Source organism: Corynebacterium sp. 045007, from assembly GCF_040743205.1.
In the GTDB taxonomy this organism is placed as follows: domain Bacteria; phylum Actinomycetota; class Actinomycetes; order Mycobacteriales; family Mycobacteriaceae; genus Corynebacterium; species Corynebacterium jeikeium_D.
In genome coordinates this window covers 56,600-75,745 of record NZ_JBFLKW010000011.1, presented here as the reverse complement: position 1 = coordinate 75,745, position 19,146 = coordinate 56,600, and the positions used below count along the sequence as shown (strand labels likewise).

Here is a 19,146-nt window from a genome sequence, read left to right as displayed (position 1 = left end):
AAGAAATCATTAGACAGCAGGCTTCTTTGGCGTGCCTATTTTTGCTCTCTGTACGTAACTTAGAAAGGTGGAGCATGTCCTCGGCTCCAGCGAATACTAGTTCGTCGACCGGGACCACATCATCTGAGCAATCGAGCTCCTCAGATAAGTGGTGGCACCTCTTCTTCGGCGGGCTTCTCGCAATCAACATCGTAATTTTTGTCTTCTGGGCTTATGACTTTGTGGGCCCGCAGGCAAATACGGCAATCCTTCTGATTACCATCGCGTTCGCCGTCTTCATGGCGTTCAACATCGGCGGTAACGACGTTGCTAACTCCTTCGGTACTTCAGTCGGTGCCGGCACCCTGAGCATGAAGCAGGCGCTTGTTGTCGCTTCAGTCTTTGAGGTTTCGGGCGCCGTCCTCGCTGGTGGCGAGGTTACTGACACCGTCCGTTCCGGCATTGTGGACCTGAACGCAATCCACGGTTTGGACCCGATGGAGTTCGCCTTCATCATGATGTCCGCGCTTCTCGGCGCGGCAGTGTGGCTCCTCGTTGCCACCCGCATGGGTTGGCCAGTCTCCACTACCCACTCCATCGTCGGCGGTATCGTCGGTGCCGCACTGACGGTCGGTTTCATCACCGGCAAGGGTGGCTGGAGCATGGTCCAGTGGAATCAGATTGGTCAGATCGCCGTTTCCTGGGTCCTCTCTCCGCTCCTCGGCGGTTTGGTCGCGTTCCTCCTGTTCGGCGGCATTAAGAACTCGATTCTCGTCTACAACGACAAGGCTTCCAAGCAGCTGCAGGCCATCCACCAGGAAAAGGCGGACCTCAAGGCGCAGCACCGCGACGACTTCGAAAAGCTCCCTGAGCACGATCAGATCTCGTACACCAACGCGATGCTTCGCGACGCGACGACGATGCGTGACAACGACTGGACTCCGGATGACCTGGAGTCTGAGTACTTCCGCAAGCTCGTCCACATCGAATCCAAGGTTGATGATGTCCGCGCTCACCGTGCGCTGGAAGCTTGGGTTCCGGGTCTAGCAGCCCTGGGCTCTATCGTCATCTCCGCGATGATGCTGTTCAAGGGTCTGAAGAACCTTCACCTAGGGCTTTCCAGCCTGGACAACTTTCTGATTATGGGCATGATCGCCACCGCAGTGTGGCTTGCCGTTTACATCTTCGCGCGTACTTTGAAGCGTCAGGATTTGGATCGTTCCACCTTCCTGCTGTTCAGCTGGATGCAGGTCTTCACCGCTGCTGCGTTCGCTTTCTCCCACGGCTCGAACGACATCGCTAACGCGCTTGGCCCGTTCGTGGCAATTCTGGATGTTCTCCGTACCAACGAGATCTCTTCCGAGTCTGGTGTTCCGCTGGCAGTCATGACCACCATGGGTGTCGCTCTCATCTCCGGTCTGTGGTTTATCGGCCGCTTCGTTATCAAGACCGTCGGTTCCGGCCTGACTGAGATCCACCCAGCATCGGGTTTTGCCGCAGAGCTTTCCGCTGCTGTGGTCGTTATGATTGCTTCCCTGCTGGGTCTGCCGGTTTCTTCCACCCACATTCTGATTGGTGCCGTTCTCGGTGTCGGTATCGTTAACCGTGCCGCTAACTGGAACCTGATGAAGCCGATTGGTTTGGCCTGGGTTATTACCCTTCCGGCCGCTGCAGGTATCTCGGCAATTACCGTTTCCATCCTCCGCGTCGTCTTCGGCTAAGCCCACAAAAGCACGCCACTTTTACCCCGGCGGTCACTTTCTAGTGACCACCGGGGTATTTTTACGTCTGGTGCTATCCAAGTAAGTCTGGCGCTATCCAAGTAACAAGGATTCTGAGGCTCACAGAATTTCGGCGTATCCTATAGGCCACCATGACTGCCCCAAGAAAACCTTTTACTCGCGCAGATAAATCCATTCGGGAATCAAGCTCCGACATCGAGATTCAACATCTCGGCCTTGTCGACTACGAAGAGACCTGGCACCTACAGGCAGACCTTGCTGCCAAGCGTGCGAAAGACCTAATTCCAGATCAGGTTCTCGTGCTTGAGCACCCGAGTCTTTACACAGCAGGAAAGCGCACCCAGCCGGAGGACCGTCCTACCAATGGGTTGCCGGTCGTCGATGTCGACCGCGGTGGCCGCATCACCTGGCACGGCCCGGGCCAGCTTGTGATGTATCCCATCATCAAGCTCGCTCAGCCGGTCGATGTGGTGGACTACGTCCGCAGACTGGAAGAAGCCCTCATTCAAACCGTTCGCCGAGCTGGCATCGCGGCTGCTGGCCGCATCGATGGCCGCTCGGGGGTATGGGTTCCCGCATCAAACGGACTGAGCGACCGAAAGATTGCGGCACTGGGAATCCGCGTGACCCATGGTGTAACCATGCACGGACTCAGTCTGAACTGCGACAACTCTATGGAGTTCTACAACTACATCATCCCGTGTGGCATCTCCGATGCTGGAGTGACCACCCTATCCCGGGAGCTTGACCGAGATGTTAGCGTGTCAGAGATGACAGAGCCGCTTCTGGCAGATTTGCAAGATGCTTTGGAAGGCCGTTTGACCGTTGCCGACCATTCCTTCGGCTCCGCGCCCGACCCCACGAAGGACCTGCCACACCGGGTGAAGCACAACTCCACCACCGGCATATTCGAGTACTCATCAACAAAAGAGTAGGATGAAACTGTGACTGTTAAGCCAGAAGGACGTAAGTTACTGCGCGTCGAGGCACGAAATGCCGAGACCCCTATCGAGAACAAGCCCCGGTGGATTCGCAACCAGGTTCGTCCGGGCCCCAGCTACAAGGACATGAAAAACCGTGTCTCGGGTGCCTCTTTGCACACGGTCTGTCAGGAGGCTGGCTGCCCGAACATTCACGAATGTTGGGAAGACCGCGAGGCCACCTTCCTCATCGGCGGCGATAAGTGCACCCGCCGCTGCGACTTCTGCCAGATTAACTCAGCCAAGCCCGACCCATTGGATAAGGATGAGCCGCGTCGTGTTGCGGAATCCGTCCGCGAGATGGGTCTTCGTTACGCCACTATCACCGGTGTCGCCCGCGACGATCTGCCCGACGGTGCATCCTGGCTCTACGCTGAGACCTGCCGCCAGATCCACGAACTCAACCCGAATACCGGAGTCGAGCTCCTTGTCGATGACTTCCGTGGCGACGAATCTGCAGCACAGCAGGTCTTCGATGCCAAGCCTGAGGTTTTCGCCCACAACGTGGAGACGGTGCCTCGTATCTTCAAGCGCATCCGCCCCGCATTCCGCTACGAGCGTTCCTTGGAACTCATCACTCGCGCTCGCGAAGCTGGACTGGTTACCAAGTCCAACCTCATCCTGGGCATGGGCGAAACCTATGACGAGATCATCTCCGCTATGCAGGATTTGCACGATGCCGGCTGCGATATTCTGACGATTACTCAATACCTCCGCCCCACTCCACTGCACCATCCAATTGAACGTTGGGTTAAGCCGGAGGAGTTCGTCAAGCTCTCCAAGACCGCTGAAGAGATGGGCTTTGCCGGCGTCATGTCCGGCCCGCTGGTCCGCTCTTCCTACCGCGCTGGACGGCTCTACGCCCGCGCACTGGCGCACCGCGGTCAGGAACTGCCGGCGCATCTGTCCGCGCTTGCCGACGACAACGACAACAACCTCGCGCTTCAGGAAGCCTCGACTCTGCTCGACCGCTATGGCGCATCGGAGGATACGCCAGTCACTTCGGCTATTCCGGCTTCCTAGAGGCTGACGGCCGCAGCGCCGTCGTAAAGCGAAACGGCGCTACGGCGCGGTCTATTGCCTAAAACTACATCGCATGCCCTAAAGTTGGTGATTATGGCGACCAATGATGCGAAAGAAATGAAGAAGGCGAACCGCGCCGCCAAGCGCGCTCAGCGTAAGCAGACTCGTAGCCAGATGTGGCAGGCGTTTAAGCTGCAGCGCTCGCGGGACAACAAGCTCGTGCCTTACATGGCGCTGGGCTTCTTCGGTCCAATTATCCTGCTGTTACTGCTTGGTCTGCTCATTGGTGGAGTCTGGCCCTGGGTTCTGACGATTATTGGTATCTCGATCGGCTTTATGGTCGCGATGTACATCTTCTCTAAGCGTCTTGAGGCGTCCTTCTACACAGAGGCGGAAGGCCAGGCCGGCGCTGCGGCGTGGACGCTGGACAATATGCGTCAGGGCGTTGGCTATGTCTGGCACGTCAAGACCGGTGTTGTCGCTAATCAGCACATGGATGCTGTTCACCGTGTTATTGGTAACGCCGGTGTTGTGCTGGTCGGTGAAGGTGATCCGAACCGCGTCAAGCAGATGATTGCTCGTGAAAAGAAGTCGCTGGCACGCATTGCGGGCGAAGCTCCGATTTACGACATGATTGCTGGTAGCGACGAGGGCCAGGTCCCGCCGAAGAAGCTGCAGCGCGAACTCATGCGTTTGCCGCGCAACCTGAATAAGGATCAGGCTAACGCTCTGAATGAGCGCATCCAGTCGATGGACCGTATTCGCGATGCGCGCGCGAACATGCCCAAGGGTCCAATGCCGAAGGGCGCTAACCCACAGGCCGGCATGAACCGTCGTGCGCGCCGTGCCGCCAATCGCGGCAAGAAGCACTAGAGGTTTTAGCTAGGTTTCACCAGGGTCGGTTGCTCGGGCAACCCACCGAGGGGCAATCTAGGTTGAAGCAGAAAAAAGGGGCTTTCGGGCCCCCTTTTTTTGTGCTTTAAAGCTTTAAAACGATGCCTAAAGCCATGTCTTCACACACAGTTATTGATGTCTTGTTGAAGTGATTGCTCTCACTTATCACGCTGTCAGCAAAGGTCGTATCCTTGCTGGAAACAATGCTTAATGAAGATTACTGCTAGTTGTGCCACCATGGGATATGTGCAACTCTTGGCTGAAAATGAACTCTTAGCGCTTCTAGTGATTTTGTTTCTTGGCCTGGCAATTGGCCAGATCAAGATCTTCGGCTTCAAGCTTGGCGTGGCTGCCGTCCTTTTCGTCGGCCTTATCCTCGCGACTATTGAGCCGGAAATTCAAATCTCCCCGTTGATTTACATCGTGGGCCTGGCATTATTCGTCTACACCATCGGGCTGGAGGCGGGCCCCGAGTTCTTCAGCTCGTTACGCTCGCGCGGCATCAAGCACAACCTGTTCGGCATTGGTGTGCTCGCAGTTGTCACCATCGAGTCTTTCCTGCTGATCAAGTTTTTGCCTATCGATCCGGTGGAAGGCGCAGGCGCCTTCACAGGCGCCCTGACCAACACCCCGGCTATGGCAGCAATCGTCGATGCTCTTCCTAGCCTCATTTCGGATAAGGGCGAGCTGGCCGCTGCGCACGATATGCCGGTGATTGGTTACTCCCTGGCCTACCCAATCGGCGTGCTGGCAGTGATTGCTTCTATCGGTATTATGTCGAAGGTCTTCCGCGTCGATCACGACCAGGAAGCTATTGACGCAGGTGTTGCCGCGCTTCCGCTGCATACTCGGGACATCAAGATTCTCAAGGACGACCTGCCTTCCATCACTGACCTTCCGTCGAAGTTCGGTTTGGACATTACGGTTTCACGCATTGAGTACAAGGGCCACCTCTACATTCCATCACCGGGTGACACTGTCTCCGTCGGCGATATTATTTCCGTCGTCGGTACAGAGGAAGAAATTGCTCGTGCCGCCGAGTACCTTGGCGAGCTTATGCCAGGCGATCCGACACACGACGGTCGCCTGGACTTCCGTCGCATCTTCGTCTCTGCATCTGACGTGGTCGGTGTCCCCATTGCGGAACTTCAGACTCGCATGGACGGCATGATCATTACGCGTATTCGCCGCGGCGACCACGACATCGTCGCAGAGCCAAACATGCGCCTAGAGCTTGGTGATCGCGTCCGCGTAGTTGCACCGCCAGAGAAAATCAAGGACGCAACAAAGTTCTTCGGCGACTCTTACAAGAAGCTTTCCGACGTCAACCTCTTGCCCCTCACCCTTGGGCTTACGCTGGGTGTCTTGGTGGGTCTCATCAAGATTCCGCTTCCGGGCGGCAGCTCGCTCGCCCTGGGGTCCGCTGGTGGTCCACTGGTTGTGGCGCTGATTCTGGGTGCTGTCGGTCGCACTGGCCCGTTGGTTTGGCCTATCCCCTACTCGGCCAACCTGGCGTTCCGCACCATGGGTCTAGCACTGTTCCTGGCTGGTATCGGCACCACTGCCGGTAAGGGATTCCAGGCTGCGTTGTCTGACCCGGCATCACTGACAGTTCTGGGGCTTGCCGCCATCATCGCGTTTAGCTCCGCACTGTTGACCCTCATTGTCGGTCACCGTGTGCTGAAGATTCCATTCGGCCAAACTGCGGGTATCCTCTCGGGCTTGCAGACTCACCCGGCAGTGCTCTCATACGTCAACGACCAGGCCAAGAACGAGTTGCCGGCAATGGGATACACAACGGTGTATCCAATGGCCATGATCATGAAGATTATTCTCGCCCAGGTCCTGGTCGTGTTGGTGCTATAGCGCTAACCCAAAATGACGGCCGTGCCAGTGGCACGGTCGTGCATGCCGCGCATATCCGAGTCGGTGATTGCTGGCGGCAGCAAGAAAAGAGTAAGCAAGCTGCGGAAGAAGGCACGAACAAAGCCAACTCGCTCGCTGGGCTTGTCCACGCGAGCGACACCCATCTTCATCATCCACTGGCCCGGAGTGCGGGCGAACAGCCAAACCGACACCGTGCCAATAATGAGGAAGACAACTGGCGAATAGGTCGCAAGGAATGACTGCCAGGCGATAAACGAATCCCCGAACTGGTCAATCTGCGCCTCGCTCGGGCCGAAGAACATCGAAAAAGCGCCGGCAATCATCAAGGAAATAATCCAGTCAATGAGAATGCCGCCGACGCGACGCATCAACGTCGCTTGCGATCCTGGGCCATCGGGGGCAAGACCCAATGCCTGGCCGGGATAGTCCGAGAGCTTGTCCGGATTATCGAACTCTCCCGGAATCTGAGGGCCATCTAGCCAACTGTGCTTTTCTTCCATGGGTTCATAGTCTAATGCAGCAATCCGGCTATCAAATCACGGGCTGGGACAGCCATTCAGCGCGTGCGGGGGTAATCCGGGGGCGATGTTGCGTCGCCTTTTCCATTTTCTTATCAGCATGGGAGCTAAAGGCGCGTCGTAAAGCGTGTGTGACGCGAATGCGCAGGATATTGCCGTGTTTCCACAAACAGATAACTTACTCCCTATTTGCGTAACCCATTCCGTATTGGCGAATTCCTCACGCGCCATGCCAGAAATTCGTGGTTCTAATTCCAGAATGAATGCGTGGTTCGTTAAGCTTGAAGGCGTCAACCGGCCAGTCCTTGACAGCGCGGCAGGTGCACGAAACAGCGTGCAAGAATTCCCTGCTGCGTACTAAACAAGGCCAACTAAGGAGACCGCACATGTCCTTCAAAACTCCCGAGGAAGTAGTCGCGTATATCAAGGAAGAGGGCGTCGAGTTCGTAGACGTCCGCTTCACGGATGTTCCCGGCATCGAGCAGCACTTCACCATCCCGGCATCCGCATTTGACGAGGACGCGATGGCCGAAGGCCTGGCATTCGACGGTTCCTCGATTCGTGGTTTCACTTCCATCGACGAGTCCGACATGGCACTGCTGCCCGACCTGAGCACCGCGCGCATTGACCCGTTCCGCAAGGCAAAGACTCTGAACGTCAAGTTCTTCGTCCACGATCCGTTTACCCTCGAGCCGTTCTCCCGCGACCCGCGTAACGTCGCGAAGAAGGCGGAGGAATACCTCATCTCTACCGGCATCGCCGACACCTGCTTCTTCGGCGCTGAGGCGGAGTTTTACATCTTCGACAACGTCAAGTTCGAGACCGACACCAACCGCGGCTTCTACGAAGTTGATTCCATCGAAGGCTGGTGGAACCGCGGCAAGGACCAGAACCCGGACGGCTCTGCAAACCTGGGTTACAAGACCCGTCTGAAGGGCGGCTACTTCCCTACCGCTCCGTACGACCACTACCAGGACCTGCGCGACAAGATGTGCCTGAAGCTCGCTGACGCCGGCTTCGACCTGGAGCGCGCCCACCACGAGGTCGGCACTGGTGGCCAGCAGGAGATCAACTACAAGTTCAACACGATGTTGCACGCTGCAGACGACCTGCAGACCTTCAAGTACATCATCAAGAACACCGCCTGGGAAGAGGGCAAGTCCGTCACCTTTATGCCGAAGCCGCTGGCTGGCGACAACGGCTCGGGCATGCACGCTCACCAGTCGCTGTGGAAGGACGGCAAGCCGCTGTTCCACGATGAGGCCGGCTACGCAGGCCTGTCGGACATCGCTCGCTGGTACATCGGCGGCATCCTGCACCACGCAGGTGCGGTACTGGCCTTCACCAACCCGACCCTGAACTCCTACCACCGCCTGGTCAAGGGCTTCGAGGCTCCGATTAACCTGGTCTACTCGCAGCGCAATCGCTCTGCCGCTGTTCGCATTCCGATCACCGGCTCCAACCCGAAGGCAAAGCGCATCGAGTTCCGCGCCCCGGACCCGTCGGGCAACCCGTACCTTGGCTTCGCTGCCATGATGATGGCCGGACTGGACGGCGTGAAGAACCGCATCGAGCCGCACGCTCCGGTCGACAAGGATCTCTACGAGCTCCCGCCGGAGGAAGCCGCCGACATCCCGCAGGCTCCGACCTCTCTCGAGGCCGCACTCGAGGCCCTGCGCAACGACCACGAGTTCCTGCTCGAGGGCGATGTCTTCACCGAGGACCTCATCCAGACCTACATCGACTACAAGTACGAAAACGAGATCGAGCCGGTTCGCCTGCGCCCCACTCCGCAGGAATACGAAATGTACTACGACTGCTAAAGTTTTCGCTTCACGACGGCCACAGCAAGCAGCCCCCATTGCTCCTAGTGGCCGCCCAACAAGCTTGGTAGATACCGCCTGACCACAGTAAATGTGGCCAGGCGGTTTTTCGTTGCGGCCATGCTGACTGCGGGTGCCTGGGCCCGCATACGCGCGCGTATGTGAGCACGAATTTGTGCGCGGTTCCGGGCCACTCCCCTGAACAGGGCCATACACCACCACAAAAGGGCCGCGACTCCTGCACGAGTAGAGTTGCACGCTCTCCGCCCCAGTCTTATCGATGCAATATTCACTTGTCGATGCGCTATAGCGTGGCCATAAGTGAACAGCGCATCGACAAGTGACAGGGTGGGGAGGATACCGTGCGCATAAGTGCCGGACAGCCGTCGACAAGTGAAGGAAAATCATCGATAGGTGCCAGAAAATTGGCCATACGTGCGAGGGTGGCGCTAGGGACAACGCAAGGGGCGGATGCGAGGGACACCGCAAGGGTCGGCCACCAAGGGTGGATGGGACACACTGCGAAGGTAGGATGCCAGGCAATCACGCCCGTTGAACCAGAAATGTGTCGCAGATTAATGACATGTGACAAAGTTCATAAACATTGATGCGTGGGAGGATAATTCACTCATCTGTAATCGTTCTCAAAAAGTATCAATTGTGCATGTCGAAGTAGTTATTACGGGCAACTTATTGACGGAAATTGGGCTCTGTCGCTGTGACCGTCGTAAAGCGGGAATGTCGTGCTGAAAACTGCGTAAACGCTCCCTACGCTGTGGTTTTTCCGTATGGTGGTACGACATACCCCTCGGAAATGGCGCCTCGAGAGCCCGCGCCGAAGCGTTTTGATTGATTCTGGAGAGCATGCATCTGGAATAACTTAAGCCCAGCCGCCGCATAGGGTGGCCGATGAACATTAAGAAGGATTTGAGCATTCTTGACTAACGAAAACGCTGCCAACCCAGAAAACTCAACTCGCATTGATTTTCTCTACCTCAGCGAACCTGACATGGTTGAAGCTGGTGTCACGGATTTCGCCAAGTGTGTTGAGACCATGGAAGAAACCCTGATTCTGCTGGCCGACGGCGACTACCGGATGGCCGGCGCTTCCGCTAACTCCCACGGTGCCCAGATCAACTTCCCGGATAACCCAATCCATGAGGGTATGCCGGCAAATGGCCCTGACCGTCGTTTCATGGCAATGCCCGCTTACCTCGGTGGTCGCTTCAACGGCGCAGGTGTGAAGTGGTACGGCTCCAATGCCGATAACCGCCAGAACGACCTGCCACGTTCGATCCACCTGTTCATTCTCAACGATGCAATTACGGGTGCCCCGAAGGCTGTCATGTCGGCAAACCTCCTGTCGGCATACCGCACTGGCGCTGTTCCGGGTGTCGGCGTCAAGCACCTTGCCGTCGAAGACGCCGAGGTCGTTGGCATCATTGGCCCGGGTGTTATGAGCCGCACCATTCTCGGCTCTGCCATGTCGCAGCGTCCGGGCATCAAGAAGGTCAAGGTCAAGGGCCGCTCCCAGGCTTCGACCCAGAAGGCTGTCGATTGGATTAAGGACGAGTTCCCACAGCTTGAAGAGGTCCGTATCGTCGAGACCGAAGAAGAGGCCATCCGCGACTCCGACATCCTCATCGCCGGCACCTCGACTTCCTCCGATGGCCCGTCCGGTTTCCCGTACTTCAAGAAGGAGTATCTGAAGCCCGGCGCGCTACTGCTCATGCCGGCCGCTGCACGCCTCGACGACGACTTCGTGCGTTCCGACGACTGCAACCTCGTCGTTGACTACACCGGCCTGTACGAAGAGTGGTTCAACGAGAACGGCCCAGACGTGACCTATGAGCGCTTGCTCGGTATTCCGGGTAACCGCTGGTGGGATATGAAGGAAAAGGGCACTCTTCCCGCCGAGAAGCTTGTCAACATTGGTGATATCGCTTCCGGTAAGGCCCCGGGTCGCCAGAACGACGAGGAAATCTTCTGCTACTCCATCGGAGGCATGCCAGTCGAGGACGTCGCCTGGGCCACCGATGTCTACGACAACGCCCTGGCAAAGGGCATCGGCACCAAGCTGAACCTGTGGCATGTTCCGCTGCTGAAGTAGTAGTGACCAGCAAGTTCGATAACACGATTAGTAAGCTCAACAAGCTAGACGCGAAGTAGGCGAGTTTTACCAATGGGTAAGTTCAAACCCAGCAGTGACCAGACAACTCCGGAAGGAATCCAACGATACATCCGGGACAATGACATTCGCTGGGTAGACGTCCAGTTCACCGACGTTCCCGGCATCGAACAGCACCTAACCGTTCCGGTATCCGAGTTTGATGAGGACTCAGCCTATGAGGGCCTCGCCTTCGACGGATCGTCCATTGCGGGTTACACCTCGGTGGATAACTCCGACATGATGCTGCTGCCCGACCTGGACACGGCTTTCATCGACCCGTTCCGTAAGTCGAAGACGCTGAACATGAAGTTCTTCGTCCATGACCCGCACACCCGCGAGCCATTTAGCCGCGACCCGCGCAATATTGCCCGTAAGGCCGAGAACTACCTGAACGAACTGGGCTTCGCCGATACCTGTAATTTTGGCGCTGAGGCAGAGTTCTACATCTTCGACTCCGTCCGCTACGACTCCAGTTCAAACAAGTCATTCCACGAGGTGGACTCGGTTGAGGGCTGGTGGAACTCCGGTGTGAAGGTAAACCCGGACGGATCGCGCAACCTCGGCCACAAGGTGCGCACCAAAGGCGGCTACTTCCCTACTGCTCCGTATGACCACATGCAGGATCTTCGTGACGAAATCGGCGAGCACCTGCAGGATGTTGGCTTCCATGTTGAGCGCTCCCACCACGAGATGGGCTCCGGCGGTCAGCAGGAGATTAACTATCGTTTCAATACCCTGCTGCACGCCGCCGATGACATGCAGACTTTCAAGTACGTGGTGAAGAACACCGCCAAGTTCAACCAGAAGTCCGCTACCTTCATGCCGAAGCCGTTGGCCGGCGATGGCGGCTCTGGTATGCACATCCACCAGTCACTGTGGAAGGATGGCAAGCCACTATTCCACGATGAAAACGGTTACGGCGGCCTGTCCGACATGGCGCGCTACTACATTGGCGGCATCCTGAAGCACGCCGGTGCAGTCCTGGCTTTCACCAACCCGACGATGAACAGCTACCACCGCCTGGTTCCGGGATTCGAGGCTCCCGTCAACTTGGTCTACAGCCAGGAGAACCGCTCGGCCGCCATCCGAATCCCGATTACCGGCGCAAACCCGAAGGCCAAGCGCATCGAGTTCCGCGCTCCGGACCCGTCGGGCAACCCGTACTTGGCTTTCACCGCCGCAATGATGGCTGGTCTCGACGGCATCAAGAACCGCATCGAGCCTGGCAAGCCGATTGACAAGGATCTCTACGAGCTGCCACCAGAGGAACTCAAAGACGTCCCCACCGTCCCGCATTCGCTGGAGGGTGCGCTGAAGGCGCTGGAAGAGGACCACGAGTTCCTGCTTGCCGGCGATGTCTTCACACAGGATCTCATCGACGCGCATATCCGCTACAAGTTCGAGCAGGAGATTATGCCGGCACGTCTGCGCCCGACGACGCAGGAGTTCGAGCTCTACTACGACTGCTAGCATTCGCCCCGTAAAGCTCGCTTGACGACGCCCACACCGCTACCCCACCTAACTGTCTTGGGGTAGCGGTGTTTTTAGCTGGGACACGCTGTTTTTAGTCGGCACATTTAGTAGAGCTAGCACCAATGCGAACTAAACGGATTGGGGCTACCCTTGATTGTTATGAACAACAAGTCACTGACCCGTTCCACCAATAACAAAATGGTTGCCGGTGTGCTCGGTGGGTTCGCTGAGTATTTCAACTGGGATGCGACTTTGCTGCGCGTTATATTTGTCGCGTCTTTCCTGATGCCTGGTCCGCAGTTTCTTCTCTATCTCGCAGCATGGATCATCATGCCGAAGGAAACTTACGTATAAGCGCGATCTACCGAAATATACTTAAATAGCCATACCTTGGAGTATTTATCTAATGAGCGACGCCGCTCCCGAAAAATCCACCAAGAAGATTTACCGCTCGCGTAATGACCGCCTCCTCGGTGGCGTCCTCGCAGGAATCGCGGAAAGCCAAGGCTGGGATATCACTTTCACACGAATGGTCTACATCATCCTTCCCTGCGTTGGATCGATGCTTGGCTGGAAGATTGGCGCTGGGTTCCTAGCTCTTTACCTCTTGGCCTGGTTCGTCCTGCCAGATGGCGAGTACACGCTTGACGACGATGCCCGCGGCTCCAACCACGCAGAGAAAGAAAATAAGCAATAAACGTCAAGCTTAATAAGATTGATACCTTTCCGTTACTCACAACGCCCTCACCAGCACTATTCCAATTTCGCAATCACGCAAATTCGGTAACAAATAGAGCATAGAGTGCACAGATTCGCGCCATTTGACTTGCACAGGCCCCAGAATTACCTAGTGTTCTTTCTGTACGGCTTTGAAGCCACACCATCTTCGAATGTCCGATATTCAAAAGAATTGTCAATTTCTCTTTGAATTTAATTCGGACAAATAGTGGAAGATGCCAATAATTGAATAGGTAACTTAGTTAGCTCTCAAGAAAGTGGTTTTGAAATGCAGAACAAGAAGATGACCCGTATCGCTACCGCAATCGTTGGCTCCGCCGCTCTTCTCGGCGGCCTGGCTGCATGTTCTTCCGATGACGCACAGGATGCTGCTAACAACGCCAAGGATCAGGCGGGCCAGGTAGCAACCGACGCCACTGATAAGGCTGGCGACGCTATGGACGGAGCTAAGGACAAGGCTGGCGAGGCTGCTGATGGCGCTAAGGACAAGGCTGGCGAGGCTGCTGATGGCGCTAAGGACAAGGCTAACGAGGCTATGAACGGTCTGGGGCTGGGCGACGCTGCTGGCGAGGATGTGGCAGAGGCTGACCTGCCTGAGTCCATCACCGAGGCAGCTTCTTCCTTCACCTCCCCGTACGATTCTGAGGCTGGCGAGTTCAAGTCCGCTAAGAAGGTCGGCGACGCGGTTGCCGCTGAATACGAGAACGTCACCTTCGTTGAGTCCCCAGAGACTAATGGTGCACAGCCGCTGATCGGTAAGATTCGCGAGACCTGGGTTGCCAACGGTGCACTGGAAAACGAGATTGGTCTGCCGACCGCACCGGAGTCGGAGATTGAAAACGGCTGGGAGCAGCCGTTCACTAAGGACACCATGAAGTGGACCTCTGAGGACGGCCAGAACTACTCCGACTCCTACGAGAACAAGTAGTTCTACACGAACCGAAAGATTTTGAGCGTGCCGGGTGGCACGCTCTTTTCTTTCCACTAGTCAAAAACGCCAGAGGCACCGCGCCGATGTGCGCCAACAATGTTGATATCGACAATCCCCACGGCAGCCATTGATGCAAAGACCGTGGTGGGGCCTACGAACTTAAAACCAGCTTTCTTCAATGCCTTGGCAAGCGCCTTGGACTCCTCGGAGTAGCTGGGCACCTCTTCGATTGAACGTGGCTCGGGAGACTTCTCCGGTTTAAACGACCACATCAACTCGGCTAAGCCGCCGTTTTCACGCAGAGCAATCGTCGCCGCGGCGTTATTGATTACCGCGGTAATCTTCCTGTGATTCCGAATGATTCGTTCATCATTCATCAATCTTTCGACATCTTCGTCATCGAAATCAGCAACCGCATCGGGGTCGAAGTTCGCGAAGGCTTCCTGAAACGCGGGCCGCTTCTTCAGCACTGTCTCCCACGACAACCCCGCCTGAAATACCTCCAGGCTGAGCCGTTCGAATAGTCCTTGCTCATCGCGCACCGGCATCCCCCACTCGGTGTCGTAGTACTCTCTCAGCAGCTCACTGTGAGCAGCCCATGCCGGTCGAGCCAACCCATCCTCACCGATGATGAGCCCATTGTTTTCCGTGTAGTCCGATCCAATTTTCATCAGTCTTTCCAATCCCCCAATTCCGGTTTGACTTAGCTGAGCACCACAGCTCTTAATTCTTATGCTTGTGTTGACGCCCAACCAGAGCGCCATACACCAGATCCAGCGTCGGCGTTTCCACTTTCGCCTTCTGCCCCATCCGGCGGATTGCGCCAATCTGGGCATCGAGCTCATTGGTAAGTCCCGCGGTGTAGTCGCGCTGCATCGACGAGGTGTTGTCGTACCCTTGATCATCAGTAAAGGCCAAGGTCCGCGACACGATGTCCTCTGGCAGCGCAACGCCGCAGGCTCGACCGACTGCCTCGGTTTCTTCAAACATCCGCGTCAAGCTGTCGCGCATTTCCGAACGCAAGTAACCAATCGGACTATCAGCCAGGGCACCTAGGGCACCGAGGTTAGCCACGAACATCGCTTTTGCCCAGATATCGCCCCAGATATCCGGGAGCTGTTCGCCACCGAGCCCAGCCGTGTGCAATGCCTCGATAACTTCCCCGACCAGGTCATTAGTAGAGCCATCGAATGTGCCGATGTTCAGGCTCATCGGTCCTGGTCGGAAGGTGACTTCTGCCGGGCCAGTGTGGATAAAGAAACCGCGGATCACACCCGGGAACACCTTGTCCTCACCGAACCGCCCCGCTGCCAAATAAGGGATTTCCACCGAGTTATGGGTGGTCACCACTGCTGCACCAGCCGGAACTTGTGGGAAAGGATCGTTGCCCCGCAGCGCCTTGGTTGCCGCGATCACAACATCGACATCGACTCCATCGGCAGTGAGTTCACCCCAATTGTCGGCTGCTTTGACGGGGATAATGCTGCGTTCCCCGTGCTCGTCGATAAGCGTGAGCCCCACCTCACGAAGACGTGTCAGGGTCTCGCCGCGGGCGAGAAAGACGACATCATAACCCGCTTGCACGAGGCGACCGCCAAACCAGCCGCCGACAGCTCCTACACCTAAAACTCCAATCCTCATAGCTGCCACCTTACGACTTCCGCACTGAGCGCGAAATAGGTTGCATGCGGTTGTCCACAGGCAATCCAGGCTATCCCCAAATGTGAAATTTGAGCTTGAATTACTACCTTGTCAAAACTATGTAAAGCGGAGTAGGGTCGAAGTTAATAGATATCAACCCAGGGTTGTTACTCTTTTGAGGCAAGACCTGAGGCTCACAGTTTGTGGCGCCTCGGGTCTTTTTGCGTTTAACGGCCCTGCTTACTGTGAAGGAAGGTCACGATGGGGTCGTCAAAAGATTCCAGCGCGAGGGCAATAGTTGAAAACCTCGGTGGACCCGGAAACATCACAAGCATGACGCACTGTGCGACGCGTCTGCGTTTTGAACTCGGTGATGTCTCCAAGATCAACGAGGACAAGATTGACAAGGTGCCGGGCGTACTCGGTGTCGTTCACCAGGGCGATAACCGCTACCAGGTCATCTGTGGCGGTGGCGTCGAATCGATGTACACGGCAATTAAGCATCTACCGGAAATGAAGGGTGCCGGCGCAGTCGCCACTAAGTCCGACGCAGACGTTAAGGCAGAAGCTCGCTCGAAGGCACGCGGCAAGTACTCCTGGCTGGACAATTTCTTCGAGTACCTCTCGGATTCCTTCCGCCCAATCCTGGGCGTGCTGTTGGGTGCATCGCTGATTATCGCGATTGCGGCTGTACTCGACGGCCTGAACATCGTCGACTTCCGCGCTGAGGATAAGTCCGCCACCTGGATTTTCGTCGATGCCATGTGGCGCAGCGTCTTCTACTTCCTGCCAATCATGGTCGCCTACAACGCAGCGAAGAAGCTGCGGGTAGATCCATGGCTGGGCGCAGCCATCATGGCTGCCCTAATGACGCCGGAGTTTATGAGTCTGCAGGATACCGATCGCTTCTCGGACACCATCAAGACAGTCAACGAGGAACTCGGTACCGAAACTTTCACCGCCAACATCTTCGGCCTGCCAATGCAGCTCAATGACTACGGCGGACAGGTCTTTGTACCGCTGATCATGGTCGCCATCCTGGCAGTGGTCTACCACGGTTTGAAGAAGATCTTCCCGGAGAATGTGCAGATGGTCTTCGTTCCGTTTATCTCCATGTTGATCATGATTCCGCTGACGGCTTTCCTCATTGGCCCGCTGGGTATCTGGCTGGGTAACGGAATTGGCTCCGGCCTGGCATGGATGAACTCGAACGCACCGTTTGTGTTCGCAATTCTCATCCCGATGCTCTACCCGTTCCTGGTACCGCTGGGTCTGCACTGGCCGCTGAATGCCTTGATGCTGGTCAATATCCAGACTCTCGGCTACGACTTCATCCAAGGCCCGATGGGTGCCTGGAACTTCGCCTGCTTCGGAGCAACTGCCGGTGTGCTGGTTCTTTCCATGCGCGACCACGACACTCAGATGCGCCAAACTGCAACGGGTGCACTCGCTGCCGGTCTCTTCGGTGGTATCTCCGAGCCGTCCCTCTACGGTATTCACCTGCGCTTCAAGCGGATTTACCCGCGCATGCTGCTCGGCTGTTTCGCCGGCGGTCTGACTATCGCCATCCTGTCGGCTCCGTTCGGTGGTGTGACAACCAACGCCTTCGTCTTCACCTCCCTCATCACCACTGTCGTGTTCAAACCGATGTGGGTCTACCTGATTTCCGTCGCCGTGGCATTCTTCGTCGCCATGTTCGCCATCATTCTCACCGACTACCGCACGCCGGAAGAGAAGGCTGAGGCCGAGGCCGCACGCGCCGCAGAGCTTGACGACGAACCCAGCGACGCCACCCCACACGCTGCCACCAGTGGCTCCGATTCGGCTCCAGCTGAGGCTTCCGGTGACGCTGGTACCAACGCCGAGGCTGCCGCACCGGCTGCTGCGGCAGCTGGCGCCGGTGGTGTCGCAACTGCCGTTGATACCAAGCCTGTACAGGTGCAGGCCCCGGTTGCCGGTGAGGTTGTCAGCCTTGCTGAGGCCGGCGACGCGGTCTTTGCCTCCGGTGCTCTCGGTGACGGTGTCGGTATCAAGCCAACCAGTTCTACCGTGGTCGCACCCGTATCGGGCACGTTGATGACTGTGGCAAAGACCGGTCACGCCTTCGGTATTAAGACCGATGACGGTGTAGAGGTACTCGTCCACGTCGGTATCGACACAGTCAAGATGGCCGGTGAAGGCTTCGATGTCCAGGTTTCCAAGAAGCAGCACGTCGAGGCCGGCGATGTACTTGCCGAGGTCGATTTCGACAAGGTCAAGGAAGCTGGTTACCCAACCACGACACTGATGACCATCACCAATACCAAGAAGCTAACCAAGGTTTCCCCGGTCACCGGCATCTCTGTCCAAGCCGGCGACATGGTCATCGAAGTTCAGCCATAATTGATTTCTAGAAGGCATACCGGCCTGAAATCCCTCAACTTATGGAGGAGTTCACGGTTACCGACATGGAAATCCTGAGAGTATTCAATAACAACGTGGTCCTGGCCAAGGACGCGACCGGTGAAAAAATCATCACCGGCCGCGGCATTGGGTTCAAGGCTCGCCCGGGACAGCCGGTTGATTCGAGCAAAGTAGTCCGAATCTTCGTCCCGGCAGAAGGCCGCGATCCGGACCATATTGCCACGATGCTCACAGAAATTCCGCTGGCTCACATGACTCTTGTGACCGATGCGGTAACCGCAGCCGGCCTGCCGGAATCAATGACGAAGAACGCTTCCCTCCTTGTGGCGTTGGCCGATCACATTGGTTTCGCCATCATGAGGGCAGCTAACGGGCAGCGAGCCGATTACCCGCTGCTCGCGGAGGTCAGCCAACTTTATAGTGAAGAATACGCGCAGGCGCAGGCGATTTTGTCGCATATCAATCGCGCCCTCAATGACCGTCGTATAGCGCCATTGCCCCGTTCCGAAGCAGTGGCTATTACGTTGCACCTGGTCAACGCCGGGTTTGCCACGGGTGATTTGAGCTTCACCTACACCATGACGGGCGTCCTGCAGCAGCTGCTCACAATCATTGAAAGTGATTTTGGCATCACGCTGGAGCCAGAGACTGTCAATGTAGGGCGCTTCATCACGCACCTGCGCTACTTGTTCGTCCGGATTGCCAAGCATGAGCAGTTGAAAGATCACTCCTCCGCTATTGGCCAGGCCATCCGTGACTCCGCCCCAGAGGCGTTTCGCTGCGCACAGCGTATCTCCGCAGTCATTGAACTGCGTCTGGGGACGGGGTTGACGGAAGACGAAGTTTCCTACCTCACCCTGCACATTGCACGCATTGTGCAGGCAGCGGCTGTATCTCCCACCGCCTCCAGGGCTTCCCGGAGCGTGCGCGACGTTGATGCTAAG

Annotated in this window: 15 protein-coding genes and 1 pseudogene; 13 read left to right on the top strand and 3 right to left on the bottom strand. The window is 56.7% G+C overall.

The window, feature by feature from the left end:
• The first annotated feature begins 74 nt into the window (after window positions 1–74).
• The 5 genes from AB1Z34_RS07125 (at window position 75) to AB1Z34_RS07105 (ending at window position 6,484) form a co-directional block, all read left to right on the top strand.
• A complete protein-coding gene (locus AB1Z34_RS07125; RefSeq protein ID WP_070595628.1) occupies window positions 75–1,700 on the top strand; it encodes an inorganic phosphate transporter in 1,626 nt (541 codons plus the stop codon).
• Window positions 1,701–1,852: 152 nt separating this feature from the next.
• A complete protein-coding gene (gene lipB / locus AB1Z34_RS07120; RefSeq protein WP_070595629.1) occupies window positions 1,853–2,656 on the top strand; it encodes a lipoyl(octanoyl) transferase LipB in 804 nt (267 codons plus the stop codon).
• 9 nt (window positions 2,657–2,665) lie between these two features.
• Window positions 2,666–3,724 (top strand): lipoyl synthase, encoded by a 1,059-nt coding sequence (lipA, locus tag AB1Z34_RS07115; RefSeq protein WP_049192902.1) that lies wholly within the window; start codon window positions 2,666–2,668, stop codon window positions 3,722–3,724.
• Window positions 3,725–3,817: 93 nt separating this feature from the next.
• A complete protein-coding gene (locus tag AB1Z34_RS07110; RefSeq protein ID WP_005511046.1) occupies window positions 3,818–4,597 on the top strand; it encodes a DUF4191 domain-containing protein in 780 nt (259 codons plus the stop codon).
• A 267-nt stretch (window positions 4,598–4,864) separates the two neighbouring features.
• Window positions 4,865–6,484, top strand: coding sequence for an aspartate:alanine exchanger family transporter (locus AB1Z34_RS07105; protein WP_180802898.1), 1,620 nt, complete (start codon window positions 4,865–4,867; stop codon window positions 6,482–6,484).
• Between the two features lie 2 nt (window positions 6,485–6,486).
• On the opposite strand, the gene AB1Z34_RS07100 is transcribed toward AB1Z34_RS07105, so the two are convergent.
• A complete protein-coding gene (locus AB1Z34_RS07100) occupies window positions 6,487–7,005 on the bottom strand; it encodes an RDD family protein (protein ID WP_049192901.1) in 519 nt (172 codons plus the stop codon).
• A 404-nt stretch (window positions 7,006–7,409) separates the two neighbouring features.
• Between AB1Z34_RS07100 and glnA (AB1Z34_RS07095) the strand changes: the two genes are divergently transcribed.
• From glnA (AB1Z34_RS07095) to AB1Z34_RS07070, 6 genes are all read left to right on the top strand, one after another.
• On the top strand, window positions 7,410–8,846 hold the full coding sequence (glnA, locus tag AB1Z34_RS07095; RefSeq protein WP_048732575.1) for a type I glutamate--ammonia ligase: 1,437 nt from the start codon (window positions 7,410–7,412) through the stop codon (window positions 8,844–8,846).
• 937 nt (window positions 8,847–9,783) lie between these two features.
• Window positions 9,784–10,956, top strand: a complete 1,173-nt coding sequence (locus tag AB1Z34_RS07090) for a tyramine oxidase subunit B (RefSeq protein WP_367158123.1) — start codon at window positions 9,784–9,786, stop codon at window positions 10,954–10,956.
• Window positions 10,957–11,028: 72 nt separating this feature from the next.
• The gene (gene glnA, locus AB1Z34_RS07085) at window positions 11,029–12,486 is read left to right on the top strand and encodes a type I glutamate--ammonia ligase (RefSeq protein ID WP_048732579.1); all 1,458 of its coding nucleotides are present in this window, start codon (window positions 11,029–11,031) and stop codon (window positions 12,484–12,486) included.
• A gap of 162 nt (window positions 12,487–12,648) precedes the next feature.
• Window positions 12,649–12,843, top strand: coding sequence for a PspC domain-containing protein (locus AB1Z34_RS07080; protein WP_048732581.1), 195 nt, complete (start codon window positions 12,649–12,651; stop codon window positions 12,841–12,843).
• Between the two features lie 52 nt (window positions 12,844–12,895).
• Entirely contained in the window at window positions 12,896–13,186 is a 291-nt protein-coding gene (locus tag AB1Z34_RS07075) for a PspC domain-containing protein (RefSeq protein WP_070438601.1), read from the top strand.
• Between the two features lie 309 nt (window positions 13,187–13,495).
• Window positions 13,496–14,155, top strand: a complete 660-nt coding sequence (locus AB1Z34_RS07070; RefSeq protein WP_069359206.1) for a hypothetical protein — start codon at window positions 13,496–13,498, stop codon at window positions 14,153–14,155.
• A gap of 56 nt (window positions 14,156–14,211) precedes the next feature.
• Here AB1Z34_RS07070 and AB1Z34_RS07065 read toward each other — a convergent pair whose 3' ends face one another.
• Window positions 14,212–14,829 (bottom strand): DNA-3-methyladenine glycosylase I, encoded by a 618-nt coding sequence (locus tag AB1Z34_RS07065; protein ID WP_016423053.1) that lies wholly within the window; start codon window positions 14,827–14,829, stop codon window positions 14,212–14,214.
• Between the two features lie 52 nt (window positions 14,830–14,881).
• Entirely contained in the window at window positions 14,882–15,799 is a 918-nt protein-coding gene (locus AB1Z34_RS07060) for a 2-dehydropantoate 2-reductase (RefSeq protein WP_367158122.1), read from the bottom strand.
• A 261-nt stretch (window positions 15,800–16,060) separates the two neighbouring features.
• On the opposite strand from AB1Z34_RS07060, the gene AB1Z34_RS07055 reads away from it, so the two are divergent.
• Window positions 16,061–18,181, top strand: coding sequence for a glucose PTS transporter subunit IIA (locus AB1Z34_RS07055; protein WP_016423055.1), 2,121 nt, complete (start codon window positions 16,061–16,063; stop codon window positions 18,179–18,181).
• Window positions 18,182–18,222: 41 nt separating this feature from the next.
• Window positions 18,223–19,062, top strand: a pseudogene (locus AB1Z34_RS07050) (PRD domain-containing protein); the annotation flags it as partial.
• Window positions 19,063–19,146: the final 84 nt, after the last annotated feature.

Excerpts from the sequence above, each read along its gene's own strand:
- glnA (WP_048732579.1), top strand. The coding sequence starts at position 11,029 with ATGGGTAAGTTCAAACCCAGCAGTGACCAGACAACTCCGGAAGGAATC.
- AB1Z34_RS07100 (WP_049192901.1), bottom strand. The coding sequence starts at position 7,005 with ATGGAAGAAAAGCACAGTTGGCTAGATGGCCCTCAGATTCCGGGAGAG.
- AB1Z34_RS07075 (WP_070438601.1), top strand. The coding sequence starts at position 12,896 with ATGAGCGACGCCGCTCCCGAAAAATCCACCAAGAAGATTTACCGCTCG.
- AB1Z34_RS07125 (WP_070595628.1), top strand. The coding sequence starts at position 75 with ATGTCCTCGGCTCCAGCGAATACTAGTTCGTCGACCGGGACCACATCA.
- lipB (WP_070595629.1), top strand. The coding sequence starts at position 1,853 with ATGACTGCCCCAAGAAAACCTTTTACTCGCGCAGATAAATCCATTCGG.
- AB1Z34_RS07060 (WP_367158122.1), bottom strand. The coding sequence starts at position 15,799 with ATGAGGATTGGAGTTTTAGGTGTAGGAGCTGTCGGCGGCTGGTTTGGC.
- AB1Z34_RS07055 (WP_016423055.1), top strand. The coding sequence starts at position 16,061 with ATGGGGTCGTCAAAAGATTCCAGCGCGAGGGCAATAGTTGAAAACCTC.
- glnA (WP_048732575.1), top strand. The coding sequence starts at position 7,410 with ATGTCCTTCAAAACTCCCGAGGAAGTAGTCGCGTATATCAAGGAAGAG.
- AB1Z34_RS07065 (WP_016423053.1), bottom strand. The coding sequence starts at position 14,829 with ATGAAAATTGGATCGGACTACACGGAAAACAATGGGCTCATCATCGGT.
- AB1Z34_RS07070 (WP_069359206.1), top strand. The coding sequence starts at position 13,496 with ATGCAGAACAAGAAGATGACCCGTATCGCTACCGCAATCGTTGGCTCC.
- AB1Z34_RS07110 (WP_005511046.1), top strand. The coding sequence starts at position 3,818 with ATGGCGACCAATGATGCGAAAGAAATGAAGAAGGCGAACCGCGCCGCC.
- AB1Z34_RS07080 (WP_048732581.1), top strand. The coding sequence starts at position 12,649 with ATGAACAACAAGTCACTGACCCGTTCCACCAATAACAAAATGGTTGCC.